The 19768-nt window shown below is 71.3% G+C and carries 21 protein-coding genes; 10 read left to right on the top strand and 11 right to left on the bottom strand.

The window, feature by feature from the left end; genetic code table 11:
• Positions 1-4: 4 nt before the first annotated feature.
• Complete coding sequence (locus JGR64_RS01255) at positions 5-805, bottom strand: sulfite exporter TauE/SafE family protein (RefSeq protein WP_234446975.1); 801 nt, start codon at positions 803-805, stop codon at positions 5-7.
• A 48-nt stretch (positions 806-853) separates the two neighbouring features.
• Between JGR64_RS01255 and JGR64_RS01250 the strand changes: the two genes are divergently transcribed.
• Together JGR64_RS01250 and JGR64_RS01245 are read left to right on the top strand one after the other, a co-directional pair.
• Entirely contained in the window at positions 854-2812 is a 1959-nt protein-coding gene (locus JGR64_RS01250; protein ID WP_199374733.1) for a lytic transglycosylase domain-containing protein, read from the top strand.
• Entirely contained in the window at positions 2812-4047 is a 1236-nt protein-coding gene (locus JGR64_RS01245; protein WP_199374732.1) for a multifunctional CCA addition/repair protein, read from the top strand. Before JGR64_RS01250 ends, JGR64_RS01245 begins: the two co-directional genes overlap by 1 nt.
• Positions 4048-4056: 9 nt before the next feature.
• Here JGR64_RS01245 and JGR64_RS01240 read toward each other — a convergent pair whose 3' ends face one another.
• Complete coding sequence (locus tag JGR64_RS01240) at positions 4057-4464, bottom strand: VanZ family protein (protein WP_199375134.1); 408 nt, start codon at positions 4462-4464, stop codon at positions 4057-4059.
• A gap of 5 nt (positions 4465-4469) precedes the next feature.
• The gene (locus JGR64_RS01235; protein WP_199374731.1) at positions 4470-5654 is read right to left on the bottom strand and encodes an SAM-dependent methyltransferase; all 1185 of its coding nucleotides are present in this window, start codon (positions 5652-5654) and stop codon (positions 4470-4472) included.
• Between the two features lie 122 nt (positions 5655-5776).
• Here JGR64_RS01235 and JGR64_RS01230 point away from each other — a divergent pair, with 122 nt between their 5' ends.
• Positions 5777-6520, top strand: a complete 744-nt coding sequence (locus JGR64_RS01230) for a pteridine reductase (RefSeq protein ID WP_199374730.1) — start codon at positions 5777-5779, stop codon at positions 6518-6520.
• A 20-nt stretch (positions 6521-6540) separates the two neighbouring features.
• On the opposite strand, the gene JGR64_RS01225 is transcribed toward JGR64_RS01230, so the two are convergent.
• The 5 genes from JGR64_RS01225 to tsaD all read right to left on the bottom strand — a co-directional run bounded on the left by JGR64_RS01225 (position 6541) and on the right by tsaD (position 10658).
• A complete protein-coding gene (locus tag JGR64_RS01225) occupies positions 6541-7374 on the bottom strand; it encodes a DUF6159 family protein (protein ID WP_199374729.1) in 834 nt (277 codons plus the stop codon).
• A 65-nt stretch (positions 7375-7439) separates the two neighbouring features.
• Positions 7440-7976, bottom strand: coding sequence for a 2-amino-4-hydroxy-6-hydroxymethyldihydropteridine diphosphokinase (gene folK, locus JGR64_RS01220; RefSeq protein WP_199374728.1), 537 nt, complete (start codon positions 7974-7976; stop codon positions 7440-7442).
• Entirely contained in the window at positions 7973-9247 is a 1275-nt protein-coding gene (locus JGR64_RS01215; protein ID WP_199374727.1) for a mechanosensitive ion channel domain-containing protein, read from the bottom strand. Before JGR64_RS01215 ends, folK begins: the two co-directional genes overlap by 4 nt.
• A 23-nt stretch (positions 9248-9270) precedes the next feature.
• A complete protein-coding gene (gene folB / locus JGR64_RS01210) occupies positions 9271-9624 on the bottom strand; it encodes a dihydroneopterin aldolase (RefSeq protein WP_199374726.1) in 354 nt (117 codons plus the stop codon).
• Between the two features lie 8 nt (positions 9625-9632).
• Complete coding sequence (gene tsaD / locus JGR64_RS01205) at positions 9633-10658, bottom strand: tRNA (adenosine(37)-N6)-threonylcarbamoyltransferase complex transferase subunit TsaD (RefSeq protein ID WP_199374725.1); 1026 nt, start codon at positions 10656-10658, stop codon at positions 9633-9635.
• 108 nt (positions 10659-10766) lie between these two features.
• On the opposite strand from tsaD, the gene rpsU reads away from it, so the two are divergent.
• The 7 genes from rpsU to JGR64_RS01170 all read left to right on the top strand — a co-directional run bounded on the left by rpsU (position 10767) and on the right by JGR64_RS01170 (position 17063).
• A complete protein-coding gene (gene rpsU, locus JGR64_RS01200) occupies positions 10767-10982 on the top strand; it encodes a 30S ribosomal protein S21 (protein WP_182823286.1) in 216 nt (71 codons plus the stop codon).
• Positions 10983-11093: 111 nt separating this feature from the next.
• Positions 11094-11540 (top strand): GatB/YqeY domain-containing protein, encoded by a 447-nt coding sequence (locus JGR64_RS01195; protein ID WP_199374724.1) that lies wholly within the window; start codon positions 11094-11096, stop codon positions 11538-11540.
• A gap of 62 nt (positions 11541-11602) precedes the next feature.
• The gene (locus tag JGR64_RS01190; protein ID WP_199374722.1) at positions 11603-12568 is read left to right on the top strand and encodes a YihY/virulence factor BrkB family protein; all 966 of its coding nucleotides are present in this window, start codon (positions 11603-11605) and stop codon (positions 12566-12568) included.
• A gap of 28 nt (positions 12569-12596) precedes the next feature.
• Positions 12597-14336 (top strand): DNA primase, encoded by a 1740-nt coding sequence (gene dnaG / locus JGR64_RS01185; protein ID WP_199374720.1) that lies wholly within the window; start codon positions 12597-12599, stop codon positions 14334-14336.
• Between the two features lie 121 nt (positions 14337-14457).
• On the top strand, positions 14458-15708 hold the full coding sequence (locus JGR64_RS01180) for a DNA/RNA non-specific endonuclease (protein ID WP_199374718.1): 1251 nt from the start codon (positions 14458-14460) through the stop codon (positions 15706-15708).
• A gap of 16 nt (positions 15709-15724) precedes the next feature.
• Positions 15725-16141 carry a hypothetical protein gene (locus tag JGR64_RS01175; RefSeq protein WP_199374716.1) on the top strand — a complete coding sequence of 139 codons (417 nt, stop codon included), beginning with the start codon at positions 15725-15727 and terminating at the stop codon, positions 16139-16141.
• A gap of 76 nt (positions 16142-16217) precedes the next feature.
• Positions 16218-17063 carry a TonB family protein gene (locus tag JGR64_RS01170; protein WP_199374714.1) on the top strand — a complete coding sequence of 282 codons (846 nt, stop codon included), beginning with the start codon at positions 16218-16220 and terminating at the stop codon, positions 17061-17063.
• Between the two features lie 18 nt (positions 17064-17081).
• Here the strand turns inward: JGR64_RS01170 and cyoE are convergent, their stop codons facing one another.
• From cyoE to JGR64_RS01155, 3 genes are read right to left on the bottom strand one after another with little or no spacing between them, the layout of a single operon-like run.
• Positions 17082-18002 carry a heme o synthase gene (cyoE, locus tag JGR64_RS01165; RefSeq protein ID WP_199374712.1) on the bottom strand — a complete coding sequence of 307 codons (921 nt, stop codon included), beginning with the start codon at positions 18000-18002 and terminating at the stop codon, positions 17082-17084.
• 1 nt (position 18003) lies between these two features.
• Positions 18004-19182: a COX15/CtaA family protein gene (locus tag JGR64_RS01160; RefSeq protein WP_199374710.1), complete on the bottom strand. Its 1179-nt coding sequence runs from the start codon at positions 19180-19182 to the stop codon at positions 18004-18006.
• Positions 19182-19766: a hypothetical protein gene (locus JGR64_RS01155; RefSeq protein WP_199375133.1), complete on the bottom strand. Its 585-nt coding sequence runs from the start codon at positions 19764-19766 to the stop codon at positions 19182-19184. The genes JGR64_RS01160 and JGR64_RS01155 overlap by 1 nt, the downstream gene beginning before the upstream one ends.
• Between the last annotated feature and the right edge of the window lie 2 nt (positions 19767-19768).

Genomic DNA, 19768 nt, shown 5'->3' with positions numbered 1-19768 from the left:
CTGCCTACAGCACCAGGCTGAGGCCCACGGCCACCAGGAACGCCGCGAAGATCCGCCGCAGCGCCGGCCCGCTGATGGCGTGCGCGATGCGCGTGCCGAACGGCGCCGCGATGATCGAGGTCAGCGCCACGCCGATTGCCGCCGGCAGGTACACATAGCCCACCGCGCCCTGCGGCAGCGCGGCACCCTGCGGCGCATTCAGCGCGTAGCCGAGCGCGCTGCCGACGGCGATGGCGAACCCGCAGGCTGACGAGGTGCCCACCGCGCGCACCGCGCGCACGCCGCGCCAGACCAGCAGCGGCACGGTCATGCTGCCGCCACCGATGCCGACCACCGCCGACAGCGCGCCGATGCCGAGCCCCGCGGTGGTCATGGCCGGCCCCCTCGGCACCACGCCTGCTGCGCCGGCATCGTCGCCGCGGGCGCGGCCAAAAGCCATCTGCGCGCCGGCCAGCAGGCAGTACCCCGCCACGATCCAGCGCAGCACGTCGCCCTCCAGGCTGACGGCGAAGCGGCTGCCGAGCCAGCCACCGACCAGCAGCCCGGGCACCATCCAGTACACGGTCGGCCACAGCACGCCGCCACGGCGATGGTGCGAGTACGCCGACGACAGCGACGTCATCACGATGCTGGCCATCGAACTCGCCAGCGCCGCATGCATCGCGAGGTCCGCCGGGACGCCCTGCAAGGGCAGCAGCCAGGCCAGCGCGGCGACCAGCACCAGGCCACCGCCGATACCCAGCAGGCCGGCCATGACGCCGGCCACGATGCCCAGCAGCGGGAAGATCCACAGGCCCTCGATCACGCGCGCGACGCCAAGAGTCGTACAGAAACCATCCGCTATAGTCCCGCCATGCCAGACAACAAGACGCCCATCGTACTGGTCGCCGCGCTTCTGCTGGTCGCAGCGACCACCGCGTGCGCCCAGGCGCAGCCCGACGACGACCTTGCACGACGCGCGCTCTCCGCCGCCGAGATCGGCCTGCCCGCGCCCACGCCCGCGCTGCGCAACGACCACCCGCTGCAGGGCTGGATCGACTACGCACGCCTGCGCCGCGACATCGACACGCTGCCGGCCACGCAGGCGCAGGCGTTCGTCCAGCGCCAGGCCGGACAGCCGGTGGAGCTGGCGTTCCGCGAGGCATGGCTTGCGTCGCTGGCCAAGCGCGGCGACTGGTCCGGATTCCGTGCGGCGTGGTCGCCGCGCATCGCGTCGACCGCGTTGCGCTGCCACGAACTCGAGGCACGCGCGCAGACCGGTGCCGTGGACGCGAAATGGACGAGCGAGGTGCAGGCGCTGTGGCGCGGCGCTGAGAAGTCGCTGCCCGACGCCTGCGATGCGCCGATTGCCGCGCTGGAACGCAGCGGCGGGCTGGCGCCGGCGCTGCGCTGGGAGCGCATCGACAAGGCCATCGCCGCCGGCCAGCCGGGGGTGGTGCGCGCCGCGGCGCGCGGATTCGCCGGCGACGAACGCGCGCTGGCCGAGGCCTACGCCGCCTATCTCGACAAGGCCGGTGACCGCGCAGTGGCGTGGCAGCCGACCGTGCGCAGCCGGCTGGTGGCATCGCACGGACTGGCGCGGCTTGCCAAGACCGACCCCGGCGCGGCCGAAGCACTGCTGCCGCGCATCGCGCGTGCGTTGGCCTTCGGCGATGCGGAACGCAACCGCGTGCTGTACGAGATCGCGCTGTGGACCGTGGCCTCGTACGACCCGGGCGCGACGCGCCGCCTGGCCGCGGTGCCCGAGGCCGCGTACGACGCACGCCTGCACGAATGGCGCGTGCGAGAGGCGATGGCGCGTTCGGACTGGCGTGCCGCGTTGGCGGGGATCGCGCGCATGGGCGACGCGCAGCGCCAGGACTCGCGCTGGAGCTACTTCGCCGCGCGCCTGCGCGAACTCACCGGCGACCGCGCCGGCGCGCAGCCGCTGTATGCCGCCGCCGCGCGCACGCCTGAATTCCACGGCTTCCTGGCCGCCGACCGCGGCAAGCTTCCGTATGCGTTGTGTCCGCTCGAGCACGCGTCCACGCCGGCGGCGAAGGCGGCCGTCGCCGCCGACCCGTCGCTGCGTCGCGCGATGGCGCTGTACCGCATCGAACGCGCGGCGTGGGCGGAGCGCGAATGGCGCGCCGCACTGGCGGGCTTCAATGACGACCAGCGCCGGCTGGCGGTGGAGATTGCGCAGGACAACGGCTGGTTCGACCGCGGCGTGTTCGGCCTGGTCAACGCCGGCGGCGAGCGCAAGCCGGACGAACTGCGCCTGTACGCGCTGCGCTTCCCGCTGCACCACGACGCGCTGATCCGCGCCGAGTCCGCGCGCAACAACCTCGATGCCGCGTGGGTGGCGGCGGAGATCCGCGCGGAGAGTGTGTTCAATCCCAAGGCGCGTTCCGGCGCCAACGCGCGCGGCCTGATGCAGGTCCTGCCGGAGACCGCGGCAAGCGTGGCCGCGCGCCTCGGAATGCCGTGGTCCGGTGCGGAGAGCCTGTACGACCCGGCCACCAACATCCGCATCGGCACCGCCTACCTGCGCGAGATGAAGGACAAGTACGCGCTGCCGTACGTGGCGATCGCCGCCTACAACGCCGGGCCCACGCCCACCGCGCGCTGGCAGTCGCAGCGCCCGGGCATGGATGCGGACTTCTGGATCGAGACGATCACCTACAAGGAAACCCGCGACTACGTGGCGCGCGTGCTCGCCTTCAGCGTGATCTACGACTGGCGCCTGGACGGCAAGGCGGTCGCGGTCAGCGACCGCATGCATGGCCGCAGCGGCGGCGCGCGCAAGCCGTTCGCCTGCCCCGCGGCCTGATGGAGACCTGGCTGGTCGGCGGTGCGGTGCGTGACCGGCTGCTCGGCCTGCCGCCGGGCGACCGTGACTTCGTCGTGGTGGGCTCCACGCCCGACGCGATGCTCGCGGCCGGCTTCAAGGCCGTGGGCCGTGATTTCCCGGTGTTCCTGCACCCGCGCACCGGCGAGGAGCACGCGCTGGCGCGCACCGAGCGCAAGTCCGCGCGCGGGCACCGCGGCTTCGTGGTGGACGCGCATCCTTCGGTGACGCTGGAGGAGGACCTCGGCCGCCGCGACTTCAGCATCAATGCGATCGCCGAAGGCACAGATGGCCGACTGGTGGATCCGTATGGCGGGCAGCGCGACATCGCCGCGCGCGTGCTGCGCCACGTGGGCCCCGCATTCGCCGAGGATCCGCTGCGCGTGCTGCGCGCGGCGCGCTTCATGGCGCGCTTCGCGTCGCTCGGCTTCCGTGTCGCCGACGACACCATGGCGCTGATGCGCGACATGGTCGCTGGCGGCGAGCTGGCGGAGCTGGTGCCCGAACGGGTCTGGCAGGAGCTGACGCGCGCGCTGCGCTCCACCACGCCGTCGGCGTTCCTGCGCACATTGCGCGACTGCGGCGCACTGGCCGCGGTGCTGCCCGAAGTCGACGCGCTGTACGGCGTGCCGCAGCGCGCCGAATACCACCCCGAGATCGACACCGGCGTGCACGTCGAGATGGTCTGCGACATGGCCGCGCGGCTGGCGCCGGGCGACGACGAAGTGGGCTTTGCCGCGCTCGTGCACGATCTCGGCAAGGCGCTCACGCCCGAGGCCAAGCTCCCGGCGCACGTGATGCACGAACAGCACGGCCTCGAGCCGGTGCGCACGCTGTGCACGCGCCTGCGCGTGCCGGCCGCGCACCGCGACCTGGCACTGATCGCCTGCCGCGAGCACCTCAACGTGCACCGCCTGGCGGAGCTGCGCGACCCCACCGTGCACGATCTGCTGGCGCGCTGCGACGGCTTCCGCAAGCCCGACCGCATCCGCCGCCTGGCGACCGTGTGCGAAGCCGACAAGCGCGGCCGCGGTGGCGCGGCGGAGGACGCCTATCCGCAGGCCGCGGAGCTGGTGCGGCTGCGCGATGCGGCGGCCGCGATCACCGGCGCCCACGTGGCGGCCAAGGATCTTGATGGTCCGGCCTTCGGTGCGGCGCTGCGCGAAGCGCGGATCGCGGCGATCACCGCGGCGCGCACGCTGCGCGCCAGGGCCTGACGCGCGCCGTCAGGCGTTCGCGCGCCCGCGCGTGTCCCAGCGCAGCAGCACGTCCTTCATCGGCGTGAGGCGCGTCAGCAGGCCGGCCATCACGCCCAGCGTGTTGGCCAGCGCGTCCCAGCGGTCGGCGATGCGGGTGCCGGTCAGCACTTCCTGGCCGTGCTCGAGGCCGATGCCGAGCAGCACCAGCCCGAGGCCCGCGCCGAACAGCGCCGGCCAGCGCGCGAACAGCTGCACGGCACTGGCGGCGAGCGCGAAATAGGCGATGAAGTGGTGCAGCTTGTCGCTGCCCGGCGCGTCCGGCAGGTCCGCCGCAGGCAGCAGCGAGAACACCACCACCACCGCAATCGCCAGGCACCACAGCGTGGTCCACGCCAGCGGATGGGCCAGCGGCTTGAGCGAACGTCCGAAGCGGATCCGGCTCACAGGCGGAAGCTCAGGTCGCCGGCCAGGAACGCGGCCTCGAACGCCACGCCGTGTTCGAAGCCCATCGCCTGGAAACGCTCGCCCATCGCGCCGGGCATGGTCAGCTGCTGCACCTGCTGGCGCAGCGAGAAGCGCGCGCGGTCGCTGGGTGCATTCGCTTCGTGCGCGGCCAGGCGCTGCTCAAGACCGTTGCCAAGCAGGAACGCCGCCTGCGAGCAGTAGCCCGCGAACTCGAAGCCGGCGCCGGTGCCGGCCTCGGCCAGCGCGGTGAAATCCACCGAGGCGGTGATGTCCTGCAGGCCGACGCGCGCGAACACGTCCTGCACCACGTGGTGGCGATAGAACGCGCGCAGCGTGCCGTCGGGGCGGTTGTCGGCGTAGTACTCGCGACGCGGGTGGCCGTAGTCGATGAACAGCATGGCGCCGGCCTGCATGGCGCCCATCACCGCCTGGATCCAGTACGGCAGCTGCGGCAGCAGTTCGGAGCGGTATCCATCGCGGAACGCGCCGTCGCCGCGCTGGTGCTCGACGTGGCGCACCGCCGCGGTCATCAACGCATCGGCCGGCACTTCGACCAGGCGGAAACCGCCATCGGATGCGCTGGCCACGCCTTCTTCCATGACCTCGCCGTTGCGGATCACGAAGCGCGGCGTGGGCAGCGCGTCGATCACCTCGTTGGCGAACAGCACGCCCTGCCACGATTCTTCGCGCGGACGGTCCAGCCATTCCACGCGTTCGAACAGCGCCGCCGGCAGCCGCTGCTGCAGGCGCGTGCGCTGGCGCTCGCGCAGGTCGGCGCTCGGTTCGAGGATCGCGTAGCGCACCGGCAGCGCGTCCAGCGCGGCGAGGTGGCCAAGCGCGACCTCGGCGAACGCGCCGCTGCCGCCGCCGATCTCGACGAAGTCGGCGCCCTCGCCGAGCTGGCGCAGCACCGGCGCCAGCGCCTCGACCACGCATTCGGCGAACAGCGGCCCGAGCTCGGGCGCGGTGACGAAATCGCCGGCGCGGCCGAACTTGGTGCTGCCGGCGCTGTAATAGCCGAGGCCCGGCGCGTACAGCGCCAGCTCCATGAAGCGCGAGAACGGCACGGCACCGCCGGATGCGGCGATGTCGGCGTGGATGGCTGCGCGCAGGCGATCGCTGTGCGCCTGCGCATCGGGGTCTGGCGGGGGGATGGGCATGGGGGATTCCGCTGCGGACCTGCACAGGATACGGAACTGTCCGCGCCCGAGGGACAGCGGCAGCTGAAGGCGCGTCGTGCGCAACGCGCTATCGTGGGCGCCCCGCAGCCCGGAAGCCACGCATGGCCGGACAACGCCCCGTCGCCCTCGTCACCGGCGCCGCGCGCCGCCTCGGCGCGGCCATCGCCCGCCGCCTGCATGCCGAAGGCCACGACCTCGCGCTGCACTGGCGCAGCTCCGGTGCCGAAGCACATGCGCTCGCCGCCGAGCTTGAAACCGCGCGGCCCGACAGCGTGCTGCTGCTGCAGGCCGATCTCGCCGAGTTCGATCGCCTGCCGGAGCTGGTGGCGCGCACCATCGGGCGCTTCGGCCGGCTGGACGCGCTGGTCAACAACGCCTCCGCGTTCACTCCCACCGCGATCGGCAGCACCACGCCGGCCGAGTGGGACGTGCTGTTCGCATCCAACGCGCGCGCGCCGTTCTTCCTGGCCCAGGCCGCGGCGCCGCACCTCGCCGCACGCGGTGGCGCGATCGTCAACATGGTCGATGTGTACGCCGAGCGCCCGCTGCGCGGCCACGCGGTGTATTCGATGGCAAAGGCGGCGCTGGTGATGGCGACCCGTGCATTGGCGCTGGAGCTCGCGCCGAAGGTACGCGTGAACGCGATCGCCCCCGGCGCGATCCTGTGGCCCGATGACGGCGAACCCGACACCGTGCGCCAGCGCGCGCTGCTGGCTCGCACGCCGCTGGCACGCACGGGCACCCCGGAAGAAGTCGCCGAGGCCGTGCACTGGCTGATCGCCCATGCCGGCTACACCACCGGCCAGGTGCTGCGCCTGGACGGCGGCCGCCTGCTCGAGGACTGAGCGGCGGCCGCGCCCGGCGTTCAGCGCTTCGGCGCGAACACCGTGGCCAGCTGCGTGCCCTGGAAGGCGGCCGGCGTTTCGTGCGCCACCGCATAGCGGTACAGCACGGCGGAATAGATGCCGGTCAACGCGGCCTGGTAGATCCCCAGCACGATCACGCCGACCGCGCAGGTCACGCCCACCGCCACGGCGAGCACCACCGACGCCTGCGCGGCCAGCACCACCAGCCCCACCGACAGCAGCACCGCGCCGGCGGTCAGCAACCCGAACGCGGCACCGATGCCGACCTGGCCCACGGCGTTCTCGCCCCAGGTGCGCTTGAGCAGCGCCAGGCTGTCCTTGAGCGCGTCGATCGGGCCGACATCGCGGCTGACCAGCACCGGCACCACCAGGAACGCGGCCAAGGTCCACGCCGCGCCCAGGCCGCTGCCGAGCAGCCGCACCAGGAAATTGTTCTCCTGGTTCTTCATGCCCTGCAGCAGCACGCCGACGGTCGCGGCGATCGCCGCGTAGCCGAAGATCGCGCCCAGCCGGCCGCGCGCCGCCGCGAAGCCGTCGGCCAGCGTCGGATCGCCGCCGTCGAGGCGGATCATCGCCGCGCCGACCAGCGCGCAGTTGAAGAAGATCACCACGCTGTACATGCAGAAGTAGAAGGCGAAGCCGCCAATGACCGCGCCGATGCCGAAGCCGCCGCTGAACATCCGCAGCGCGAGCGCAGGCACCAGGAACGTCGCCAGCACCACCAGCGTGGCCAGGCCGGACAGGATCGGGAACAGCATGAGCTCCCTGTCGGAGCGCAGCACTGCCGCGCTTGCCTTCACCATCTCCCAGCTGCGCGAAACCTTCTCGAACATCGCCCCATCCTCCGCTACCGGCGCCGACCGCGGCCGGCGGCCGCGGCGTCGAACGCCATGTGCTGCTAGACCGCGGCAGCCGGCGGAGTGTGACCATCCCCGGCCGCAGCCTGCAATGCCGGCAGCGCCACCGCGTGCATGGCCACGCCGCGCTCCGGCGACTCCGCCCACAGCGCCGCCAGCGTCCGCCGCGACACCGGCTCCACGACCTCCGGCGCGATCTCCGCCAGCGGCCGCAGCACGAACGCATGGCGCAGTTCGCCGCGCGGCAGGCGCAGGTTGCCGGGCCCGCTGCACACCAGGTCGTCGAACAGCACGATGTCGATGTCGAGCGTGCGGTTGCCGTAGCGCGGGCCGTTGCGGTCGCGGCCGTGGGCATCCTCGAGCGCATGCAGCCAGAGGTTGAGCGCGTGCACGTCGAGATCGGAGTCGATCACGGCCGCGGCGTTGACAAAATCGGGGCCGTCGAAGCCGATCGCCGGCGTGCGGTAGGCCGCCGAGGCGAGGATGTCGCCGAAGCGCGCGCGCAGCGCCGCGAACGCAAGCGCGACGTGACGCTCGGGATCGACGTTGCTGCCCAGGCTCAGGCAGGCGCGGCTCATGCGCGTTCGTCCGCGACGGGTGGCGGCGCAGCATGCAGGCGCACGTCGACCGGCGCATCGCTGTGCGCCTGGAACACGCGCAGGCCGAACTCCGGGAGGATCGCCAGCAGGTGGTCGAAGATGTCGGCCTGGATGCCTTCGTAGACCGCCCAGCGCACGTCGTTGCTGAAGCAGTAGATCTCCAGCGGCAGGCCGGCATCGGTCGGCTGCAGCTGGCGCACCATCAGCGACATCTCCTGGTGCACGCCCGGGTGGTTGCGCAGGTACTGGTCGACGTAGGCGCGGAACGTGCCGAGGTTGGTAACGCGGCGGCGGTTGACCGGCTCGGCGCCGTGGCCGGCCAGCTTGTCGTTCCAGTCGCGGATCTCGCTGGACTTGCCGTCGAGATAGGCATCCAGCAGGCGGAAGCGGCGGAAGCGCGCCACCTCGTCCGGCTCCAGGAAGCGCGTGCTGTGCTGGTCAAGGTAGATCGCGCGCTTGATGCGGCGCCCGCCGGACTCGCTCATTCCGCGCCAGTTCTTGAACGAGTCGCTGATCAGCTTCTTGGTCGGGATGGTGGTGATGGTCTTGTCGAAGTTCTGCACGGTGACCGTGTGCAGGGCGATGTCGATGACATCGCCGTCGGCATTCTGGCTGGGCATCTCGATCCAGTCGCCAATGCGCACCCGGCCGTCGCCGCTGATCTGCAGGCTGGCGGCGAACGACAGGATGGTGTCCTGGAAGATCAGCATCAGCACCGCGCTGGCCGCGCCCAGGCCGGTCAGCACGTGCAGCAGCTTGACCCCGGCGAGGATGGCGATGGCCGACAGCACCGCAAGCGCGAACAGCACGATCTTGGCGACCTGCAGGTAGCCCTTGATGGGCTTGTCGCGCGCGTCGGGGCGGCGCTCGTAGATCTCGTTGGCGTGGTCGAACGCGTGGCCGATGGCCAGCACCACGGTGAACACGATGAACACGTTGCACAGGTTGCGCACGAACAGCGCGATCTCGACCGGCAGGCCCGGCACCAGCGTGATGCCGGCGGAGATCACCAGCGCCGGCACCACGTTGGCCAGCCGCGGCACGACGCGCAGGCGGATGCCCGGACTGGCGGCATCGCCGCGCACCGCGGGCAGCATGCCCAGCACGCGCCGCACGCCGCGCAGCAGCACCTTCTTGGTGACCAGGTTGGCCAGCCATGCCAGCAACAGCAGCGCGGCCAGCATCACCAGCGTGTAGGCCCATGGCCAGGGGGACAGCGCGTCCTGCAGCGCCTGCAGCATGTCTTGCATGTCGGATCCGGTTGCGGGGGAAATCAGCCGCGCGTGCGCTCGATGCACACGCCTACCGCGCGCGCACCGCGCACCGCGCCCGGCTTGCTGAGTTTCAAGCGTAGCCAGTCGACCTTGAACTCTTCGAGCACGATTTCCGCGCAGCGCTCGGCCAGCGTCTCCACCAGGCCGAAGCCGGACTGCGAGACATACTCCACCAGGCGCACGCTCACCGCCTTGTAGTTGAGCGTGTCGGCGATGTCGTCGCTGGCGGCGGGCACGCGGTTGTCGAAGCCCATCTCCAGGTCGAACACCAGGGTCTGGCGAATCCGCCGCTCCCAGTCGTAGATGCCGATCAGCGCCTCGATCTCGAGGCCCTCGATGAACACCTTGTCCATGGCGGCACTCACAGGGCAGGCAGCCCGGCCATGTCCCAGCGCGGCACGACGTGCACGGCGGCGGGCTCGCGCTGCCCGGCCTCGAGGCGCAGCGCGCCGGCGAAGGCGATCATCGCGCCGTTGTCGGTGCACAGCTCCGGGCGCGGATAGCAGGCACGGCCGCCGCGCTTCGCGGCCATGGCCTGCAGGCGCGCGCGCAGGCGCTTGTTGGCGCCCACGCCGCCCGCCACCACCAGCACGTCGCAGCCGGCGTCATCCAGCGCGCGTTCGCACTTGATGGCCAGCGTATCGACCACCGCGTCCTCGAAGCCGCGCGCGATGTCGGCGCGGGTGGCGTCGCTCTGGTCGCTGTTGCGCCAGGCCAGCATCACCTGCGTCTTCAGGCCGCTGAAGCTGAAATCCAGCCCGGGCCGGTCGGTCATCGGCCGCGAGAAGCGGAACCTCCCCGGCGTGCCCTGCTCGGCCAGCCGCGCCAGCTCCGGCCCACCGGGATATGGCAGGCCCATCAGCTTGGCGGTCTTGTCGAAGGCCTCGCCGGCGGCGTCGTCCAGGGTCTCGCCGAGCAGGCGGTACTCCCCGATCGCCTCCACCGCGACCAGCTGGGTGTGGCCGCCGGAGACCAGCAGGGCCACGAACGGGGGCTGCGGCGGGTCGTCTTCCATCAGCGGGGCCAGCAGGTGGCCCTCCATGTGGTGCACGCCGACCGCCGGAAGCTCCAGCGCCCAGGCCAACGAACGCGCCACCCCGGCGCCGACCAGCAGCGCGCCGACCAGGCCGGGACCGGCCGTATAGGCCACCCCGTCGAGGTCGCCGACGCCCAGGCCGGCCTCGGCCAGGGTCTGGCGCACCAGCGGCAGCAGCTTGCGCACGTGGTCGCGGCTGGCCAGCTCCGGCACCACCCCGCCATACTCGGCGTGCAGGGCGATCTGGCTGTAGACGGCATGGGCGAGCAGTCCGGCCGATCCCGCCCGCGCCGTGTCGTACACGGCCACGCCGGTTTCGTCGCAGCTGGTTTCGATTCCGAGGACTTTCATGGGCTTGCAGGCTCCTGGCCGGTGCCATTTGCGTGCACGCGAACCTTGCCGCTATCATACGCGGCTCGCCGGACGGAATCCGGTGTTCAGACATCCCAGAGATCCCATATGCCCAGCGTCAAAGTCCGCGAAAACGAGCCTTTCGAGTTTGCCCTCCGCCGCTTCAAGCGCACCTGCGAAAAGGCCGGCGTGCTTGCCGAGACCCGCAAGCGCGAGTTCTACGAGAAGCCGACGCAGGAGCGCAAGCGCAAGGCCGCGGCTGCCGTGAAGCGCCAGTCGCGCCGTACCTCGCGCGACGTCACCAAGCGCCAGCGCCTGTACTGAGCCCGGTCCTGCCGGCGCGTCACGCGCCCGGCGACCGACTGCGGCACCACTGAAGCCGGCACGCGCAAGCGTAGCCGGCTTCACGTGTTCCCCGAACCGGAGAAACCAACGATGAGCCTCAAGCAGCGCCTCACCGACGACATGAAGACGGCCATGAAGGCCGGCGACAAGGCCAACCTGGGCGTGATCCGCCTGATGCTCGCCGCGATCAAGCAGCGCGAGGTCGACGAGCGCGTCGAGCTCGACGACGCCAGCGTGCTCGCCACGCTCGAGAAGATGCTCAAGCAGCGCAAGGACTCGGTGTCGCAGTTCGAAGCCGCCAGCCGCGAGGACCTGGCCGCCATCGAACGCGCCGAGATCGAGGTGATCCAGCGCTACCTGCCGGAGAAGCTCGGCGAGGCCGAGGTGATCTTCGAGATCGACGCCGCCATTTCCGAATCCGGCGCCGCGGGCCCGGCCGACATGGGCAAGGTGATGGGCCTGCTCAAGCCGCGCCTGGCCGGCAAGGCCGACATGGGCCAGGTCTCGGCGCTGCTGAAGGGCCGCCTGGCCGGCTGAGCCACACCGCGGTCGCCGGCCACGGCGACATCGCGTGCACGGCGCCTGCCTATGCTGGCGCCATGCCCCGATTCATCACGTCACGCCTCAAATCCCGTTTCGAGCGCCTGCAGCAATCGCTGCCCTACGCCATCGCGCAGCGCTTCGTCGAGATCGACATCCTCACCCACGCGGCGTCGCTGACGTTCTTCGCGCTGCTGTCGCTGGCGCCGCTGCTGGTGCTGCTGCTGTGGCTGACCGCGTCGCTGTATCCGGCGGCGCAGGACGCGCTGCTCGTGCAGATCCAGGGCATCGCCGGCAGCGGCGCGGGCGAGGTCGCCAGTACCGTGCTCGAGAACGCGCGCACCGAGCCCGATGTCGGATCGCTGGCCGGCGTGTGGAGCACGCTGCTGCTGCTGTTCGGCGCCACCGCGGTGTTCGCGCGCCTGCAGGGCACGCTCAACGCGATCTTCCACACCGCCGGCGACAGGCTGCGTGGCGGGCTGCGCGCGTGGCTGCGCAAGCGCGTGTTCTCGTTCGGCGTGGTGATGGCGCTCGGCTTCCTGCTGCTGGTGTCGGCGGCGCTGACCACGGTGCTGGAGATCGCCTTCGGCGGCTCGCCCACCCTGCCCGTGCTCGGCAACCTGGCGGCTTTGGCGCTGTACGCGTTCGCGTTCGCGCTGATGTACCACTACCTGCCCGACCGCCGCGTGCGCTGGCGCCAGGCGCTGCTGGGCGGGCTGCTGACGGCGGTGCTGTTCGTGCTGGGCCGCTGGGGCATCGGCCTGTACATCGCCGAGGCGGCGCCAGGCAGCGCCTACGGCTCAATGGGCACGCTCGTGGTGCTGCTGGTGTGGCTGTACTACGCGGCGGTGGTGTTCTTCGTCGGCGCGATGATCACCGCGGTGATCGACGAGCGCTGGCGCTTCGGCGACGTGCAGCGGCGCCTGGATGCGCGCGCGGCCCGGCGTGGCCTGCCACCCGTGGCGGAGCTGCCATCCACCAGCGCGGCGGCTGGCGCGCGCCAGCCGGAACGCACGGCCGGCTAGCGACGCGCGTGCGATCATGGCGGGAGCCATGGCACGCCTTTCAGACGCTTTCATCGACGACCTGCTCGCCCGGACGGACATCGTCGAGGTGATCGCCGCGCGCGTGCCGCTGAAGCGCCAGGGCCGGGAATATTCCGCGCGCTGTCCGTTCCACGACGAGCGCTCGCCATCGTTCACGGTGTCGCCGACCAAGCAGTTCTACCACTGCTTCGGCTGCGGCGCGCACGGCACCGCGATCTCGTTCCTGATGAACTACGACCGCCTCGAGTTCCTCGACGCGGTGGACGAACTGGCGCGCCGCGCCGGCATCGAGATCCCGCGCGAAACCCGCCAGCACAACGAGAACCCCGACACCCGCGACCTGTTCGCGATCCTCGACGAGGCCGCGCGCTTCTTCCGCGGCGAACTGGCCGGCAACGCCGAGGCCAGCGCCTACCTCGACCGCCGCGGCGTGGATGCCGAGGTGCGCGAGCAGTTCGCCATCGGCCATGCACCGGCCGGCTTCTCGGCGCTGAAGGACGCGCTGGGCAGCGACCCGCGGCGGCTGTCGCTGCTCGAGCGCGCCGGCCTGCTGTCGAAGAACGAGCGCGGCCACAGCTACGACAAGTTCCGCGATCGGGTGATGTTCCCGATCCACGACCGCCGCGGGCGGGTGATCGCGTTCGGCGGCCGCGTGCTGAAAGCCGACGACTCGCCGAAGTACCTGAACTCGCCGGAGACGCCGCTGTTCCACAAGGGCCGCGAACTCTACGGCCTGTGGCAGGTGCGCCAGGCCAACCAGAAGATCGCGCGGCTGATCGTGGTCGAGGGCTACATGGACGTGGTGGCGCTGTTCCAGCACGGCATCAGCCAGGCGGTGGCCACGCTGGGCACGGCCACCACGCCCGACCATGCCGAGCTGCTGTTCCGCAACGCGCCCGACGTCTACTTCTGTTTCGACGGCGACGCCGCCGGCCGACGCGCCGCCACGCGCGCGATGGAGTCGGTGCTGCCGCGGATGAAGGACGGCCGCCAGGCGTTCTTCCTGTTCCTGCCCGACGGCGAGGATCCGGACACCATCGTGCGCAACGAGGGCGCGGCGGGGTTCGACGCACGGCTGGCGGACGCCACGCCGCTGTCGCAGTTCCTGTTCGACAGCCTGGCCGAGGACGGCATCAACCTCGCCACGCTGGACGGCAAGGCGCGGCTGGCCGAACGCGCCAAGCCGATGCTGGCGCAGCTGCCCGACGGCGCGTTCGCCGACCTGATGCAGCAGCGCCTGACCGAACTCACCGGCGTGGGGGCGCGCAGCAGTGCGCCGCACGTGCACGTGCCCACCCAGCGCGCGCACCGCGCGCCGGCCAGCACCGCGCCGCGCCGCAGCCTGGTGCGCAGCGCCATCGCGCTCCTGCTGCAGAAGCCGGCGCTGGCGCTCGACATCAGCCCGCCGTACCGCTTCGTGGCGCTGCGCCAGCCCGGCGTGCCGCTGCTGACCGAACTGATCGCGATCGTCAGCGCGCGCCCGGACATCGGCACCGGCGCCCTGCTCGCGCAGTTCGAAGGCCGCGAGGAAGCGGCGGCGCTGCAGAAACTCGCCAGCCAGACCCTGCCCGGCGACGAGGCCGGCTGGCACCTCGAGTTCCTCGACGTGATCGCCCAGCTCGACCGCCAGACGCTGCTGCAGCGCACCGACGAGCTGCAGGCCAAGCAGCGCGAGGAAGGCCTGGACGCCGTGGACAAGGCCGAACTGCGCGAGCTGCTGCTGGCGCGCGGCCGCAACGTCGGCTGATCGCGCGCCGCGCGCTGTCCTCCGACGGGCATCGAACGCAGGGGTTTTCCCCAATGGTGGCGCCGGCCCGCGCCGCGTAACGTCGTCGCGACGGTGGACGCCACCGCCTGCGCAGCACGCCATGTCGCTTGAAACCCATCACCTGCTGGTTCCCATGCCGCCGCCGCAGCCCTGGCGCGGCCTGGAAGCATTCCTGTCCGGCGCCCAGGGCGGAAAGCCGGCGACGCTCGATCCGGCCCTGCTCGATGCGGCACCGGGCGAAGTCAGCTTCGACCTCGATGCCGGCAGCGTGCGCATCAGCGACGAGAAGACCGGCCAGCACAGCACCACCTACAGCGCCGACGGCGACATGACCGTGCGCGGCCCGGACGGCGCCACCACCGGCGTGCCGCTGCGCTACGAGGCCAGCCTGCGCAACGCCGACGCCACGCCCGCGGCGATGCAGGCACTCAACCCCTTCGACCCGGCCACCATTCCGCTGCGTGCTCGCATCGAGGTGCATGGCGCCGATTACACCGGCACCGCGCTCGAGCCTGCCTTCCGCAACCTGGCCGATGCCAACGGCCTGGCCTCCATCGACGACCTGCGGCTGTCGCTGGAAATGACCGAGAAGGGCCAGCTGCGGGTGATGACCGGCTCCGAGCAGCTGTTCGACGCGCCGCGCGACGGTGGCCCCGGCTCCGACGCGCTCGACCGCCAGGACTTCACCCGCCACACCACGATGCTGTCGGACCCGGCCGGCGCCGACCGTGCCGAGTACACCCGCATGCTGCTCACCGGCCAGGTGCCCGGCAGCACCGTGGTCCTGGCCGAGGACGTGGCGCCGGGCGAAGTGCGTGGCACGGTCACCGAAGCCGGATCGGGCGAAGTGAACGACATCACCTGGTCGCTCGATGCCGAGGGCCGGCCCACCGGTGCCGAGGCGGTGCTGACCTGGGAGCCATCCAGCAAGGGCCGCGACTCCGACCGCATCGAGACCAGCGCGCAGAGTCGTTTCCGCACCGACAACGACATGAAGGGCACGCCCGACGACGTCGGCCACGTGTTCGCCTACCGCTTCGCCAACGGCCACGGCGAGGTCAACATGTTCCCGCAGTTCGGCCTGTTCAACCGCGGTGCCTACGCGAAGATGGAACAGGAGTGGAGCGACTGGCTGGGCACCGGCATGGAGGTGCGGATCGACATCGACCTGGTGCGCAACGGCGGGCATCGCCCGGAAGAAGTGCACGTCGACTACGAAGTCATCGATCCGGCCACCGGCACCGTGGTCTACGACCCCGCGCTGATCGCATTCGCCAACGCCGACGGCCAGTCGTTCGACGCCATCGCCGCGAAGCAGATGCCCGGCATCATCGACAGGGCCAATGCCTGACGGCAGACTGCCCCGCATGCACGCAGCCCCCGCGGACCGCAATGAACTGATCGCCCGCATCGGCCGGCTGCTGGTCGCCGACCCGGCGGTCTCCGACGGCCTCTGGCACGGCTACGCACTCATCGTGCGCTACGGCGACGGTGCGATCGCGCGCCGCATCACCGGCTTCCGCTATGCCGCCGACGGCAGCCACCAGGCCGCCACGCCGGGGGGCGACGCGCTCGGCCCCGCCTTCGACGACCTGCGCGATGCCACCCGTGTGCCCGGCAAGGCGCCCTGGGGCGCCTGCGTGCTGCGCCTGTGGCGCGACAGCGGCCGCATGGCAGCGGAGTTCGAGTACGACGCGCCGGAGCAGTGGGACATCACGCCGGCCACGCTGGCGCGCGTCGCCCAACAGGCAAAGCCGGACGACGCGGAGGACCGCACCGCCTGACCTGCCGCTGCTCGCCATTGCGCCTGCGCGGACGCGACGATACCGTGCCGTGCAATGGCGCAAGGGAGTACAGGGAATGTTCCGTTTCGTTCTGGCCACCATGCTGGCCTTGTCCGCAATATGGGCCCCCGCACAGGGCGCCCGAAAGAGCGTCGCCGGGTTCGAAGTTTCGATGCTCGTTACCGGTGACCTCGACATCGAGACGGATGGTTCGGTGTCCAGGCACACGATTGACCGCGCGGAGAAAATTGCTCCCTACGCCGTCAACATCATCCAGCAAGCCATCAGCGGCTGGCGCTTCGAGCCTGTCGTTGTAGACGGCAAACCCGTCCCCGCGCGTGCGCGCATGACACTGCGGTTGCTCGGCACCCCGATGGAAGACGGCGGCCTCGCGGTCAGGCTGGCTTCGGCCACGTTTGGCGAGCGCGGCGAACATGAAAGCGACCGTGTCTCTTCGATCAAGATGACACCCCCGCGGTACCCGCGGGCCGCGCTCCACATGGGCGCAACCGGGACGGCCTATCTGATGCTGAAGATCGGCCCCGACGGCAGTGTTGCCGATGCGGTCGCGGAGCAGGTGAACCTGCGGTTCGTCTCCGATGCCATGACGATGACGGCTGCGAGGAAGGAGTTTGCGTCGACGGCCATCGCTGCGGCCCGGCGCTGGACGTTCGCACCGCCGACGACGGGTGACGACATGGACGGCCCTTGGACAGTCCGTGTTCCAGTCACTTTCGCCATCAATTCGGAAGCAACCGAGGAGGGCACGCATGGAAAATGGGTCGCCTACATCCCCGGTCCGCGCCGACCGGCGCCTTGGGCGAAGGATGAGTCGGAGGGCAACGACGCCATCGCCGACGGATCCTTCCATCAGGCCGGAACCGGCTATCGCCTGCTGACGCCGCTGCAGTCGGAGAGTTGACCCTCCGCCACGTGTTCGCTACCCCACCCGCTGCAGCTCGAACAGCGGCAGCGGCTGCAGCCAGGGCAGCAGCCAGTGGTCGACCAGCAGGAACGCGAACAGCGCCATCAGGTACACGACCGAGTAGTTGAAGACGCGCATCGGGAAGAAGTCGTCCGGCGGATCCATCAGCCGCCACGCGTACCAGAGGAACACCAGGCCCAGCACCAGCGCGCCGCCGAGGTAGAACAGGCCGCTCATGCCCACCGCCCACGGCAGCACGCTCACCACCAGCAGCAACACCGTGTACAGCAGGATCTGCCAGCGCGTGTACTGCACGCCGTGGGTCACCGGCAGCATCGGCACCAGCGCGCGCGCGTAGTCCTCGCGGCGGAAGATCGCCAGCGCCCAGAAGTGCGGCGGCGTCCACACGAAGATGATCAGCACCAGCAGCAGCGCGTGCGCCCAGTCCCACTGGTTGTGCATGCCGGTGACCGCCGCCCAGCCGAGCAGCGGCGGCGCGGCACCGGCTATGCCGCCGATCACGATATTCTGCGGCGTGGCACGCTTCAGGAAGCCGGTGTAGACCACGGCGTAGCCGATCAGCGACGCGAACGTCAGGACCGCGGTGATCGGATTCACCAGCGCGATCAGGATCGTCATCGACGCCGCGCCCAGGAACACGGCGAACGCCAGCACCTGCGCCGGGTTGAGCGCGCCGGTCGCCAGCGGCCGCTGCGAGGTGCGCACCATCAGCCGGTCGATGCGCTGGTCGATGAGGTGGTTGATCGCCGCCGCCGATGCCGCCGCCAGCCAGATGCCGAGCAGGCCGAAGATCGCCTGCCGCGCCGGCGGCAGGCCGGGCACCGCGAGGAACATGCCCACCAGCGCGGTGAACACGATCAGCGCCACCACGCGCGGCTTGGTCAGCTGCCAGTACTGGTCGAAGGGTGCGCGCATGTCAGTCCACCGCGCGCAGGCGCGCGAGCAGCGAGACCAGCACGAACAGCAGCAGCACCGCGCCTGCGTTGTGCATCACCGCCACCGAAAGCGGCAGCGCCAGCTTGACGTTGAGGATGCCGAGGCTGACCTGGGCGACGGTCAGCGCCACCAGGGTGCTGCCCCAGCCGCGCAGGCCGGGCGTGCGCAGCGCGCGCACCGCGGCCCACAGCAGCGCGGCGGCCGCGACCACCGCCATCATCCGGTGCGCGAGCTGGATCGCGATGCGCGCCGCGCCGTCGAGCACGCCACCCTCGTAGTCCACGCCGATGCCGCGCCAGAGCACGAAGCCCTCGGCGAAGTCGGTCGGCGGTACCCACAGGCCCACGCATTTCGGGAAGTTGTCGGCCGACCAGCTGCCGGCGCCGCATGAAAGCGCCGCGTAGTTGGCGCTCACCCAGCCACCCAGCGCGACCTGCACGCCGAGTGCCGCCAGCGCCACCCACAGCACGCGGCGCATCGCCTGCGCGTCGGCCAGCACGATCGGACGATCGGTGGCGCGCCAGGCCATCCACGCCAGCAGCGACAGCGTCAGCAGCCCGCCCAGCAGATGCCCCATGACCACCAGGGGCTTCAGCAGCCAGGTGACCGTCCACATGCCCAGCAGCGTCTGGAAGATGATCACCGCGAGCGTGATCGCGGATGTTCGCGCCAGATCGCTGCCGGCGCGGCGCAGCGCCGCGAACAGCAGGATCGCCTCGCCGAGGATCGCCAGCACCGAGGCCGCGACGTGTTGCCCCTGCATGTACAGCGGGATCGCCAGCGCCACCAGCGCCGCGGCCAGCACGATGCGCGCGATGCCCCACGCCTCGCGGCGCGCGGCCAGCAGCGCCAGCACCAGCACCAGCACGCCCAGCGTCGCCGCGAGATGGCGGTGCAGCTGCTCGCGCCAGGCCTTGTGGGTTTCGAACGGACGGATCGCGGAGGCCGCGTGGTCGGCCACCTGGTGCGCGGCCTGCGGCCACGCGGCGCGGCCGTAGCAGGTCGGCCAGTCCGGGCAGCTCAGGCCGGCGTTCGACAGGCGCACGAACGCTCCGAACACGATCACGCACAGCGCCAGCCCGACGGCCAGCCAGGCGATGCGATGGAAGTGGCGGTGGACGGAGCGCGGCCCTGGGCGCGCGGATTGCGTGGCGGTCATCACTTCAGCTTGAGCAGGCGCGCCATGTCCTGGCGCAGGTGGCCGGCATCGAAGCCGGGCGCGTAGCGCAGGATCACGAAGCCGTTGGGGTCGACAACATACACCGGCACGCCGTCCGCGCCGCCGACGTCCACGCCGGGCAGTGCGGCCGAGAGCTGCTGTGAGGGCTGCAGCACGCGCCATGCGCGATTGCGCTCGACGCCCTCCGGCGGCGTGCCCACCCACAGCACGTGCACGTGGTCGGCTTCGCGCCCGAACAGGCGCCAGACCGTGTCGAGGTCGCGCGACAGCGTGACGCAGGCGTCGGTGCAGCTCGCCGGCGGAGCGACCAGGATGCGCCAGGTGCGATCGACCGGGTTCCAGGCGTACTCGCCGCCATCGACCAGGATCGGCGCCGCGCCGCGCAGGTCACCGGGCGGCTGCAGCAGCTCGCCGTGGTTCTTCATGCCGGCGGGCCGCCAGCCGGAAAAGCGCAGTGCACCGGCCGCCAGCACGCTGCCGATGAAGATCACCACGATCGCCACCAGCATGGTGCGGTTGCGCCTGCGCGTGGGTACGAAGTCGGGGTGGTCGGGAGCGGGCATGT

It is taken from the genome of Luteimonas sp. MC1572, from assembly GCF_016615815.1.
Classification (GTDB): Bacteria; Pseudomonadota; Gammaproteobacteria; order Xanthomonadales; family Xanthomonadaceae; genus Luteimonas.
This window is presented reverse-complemented; position numbering and strand designations above follow the sequence as displayed.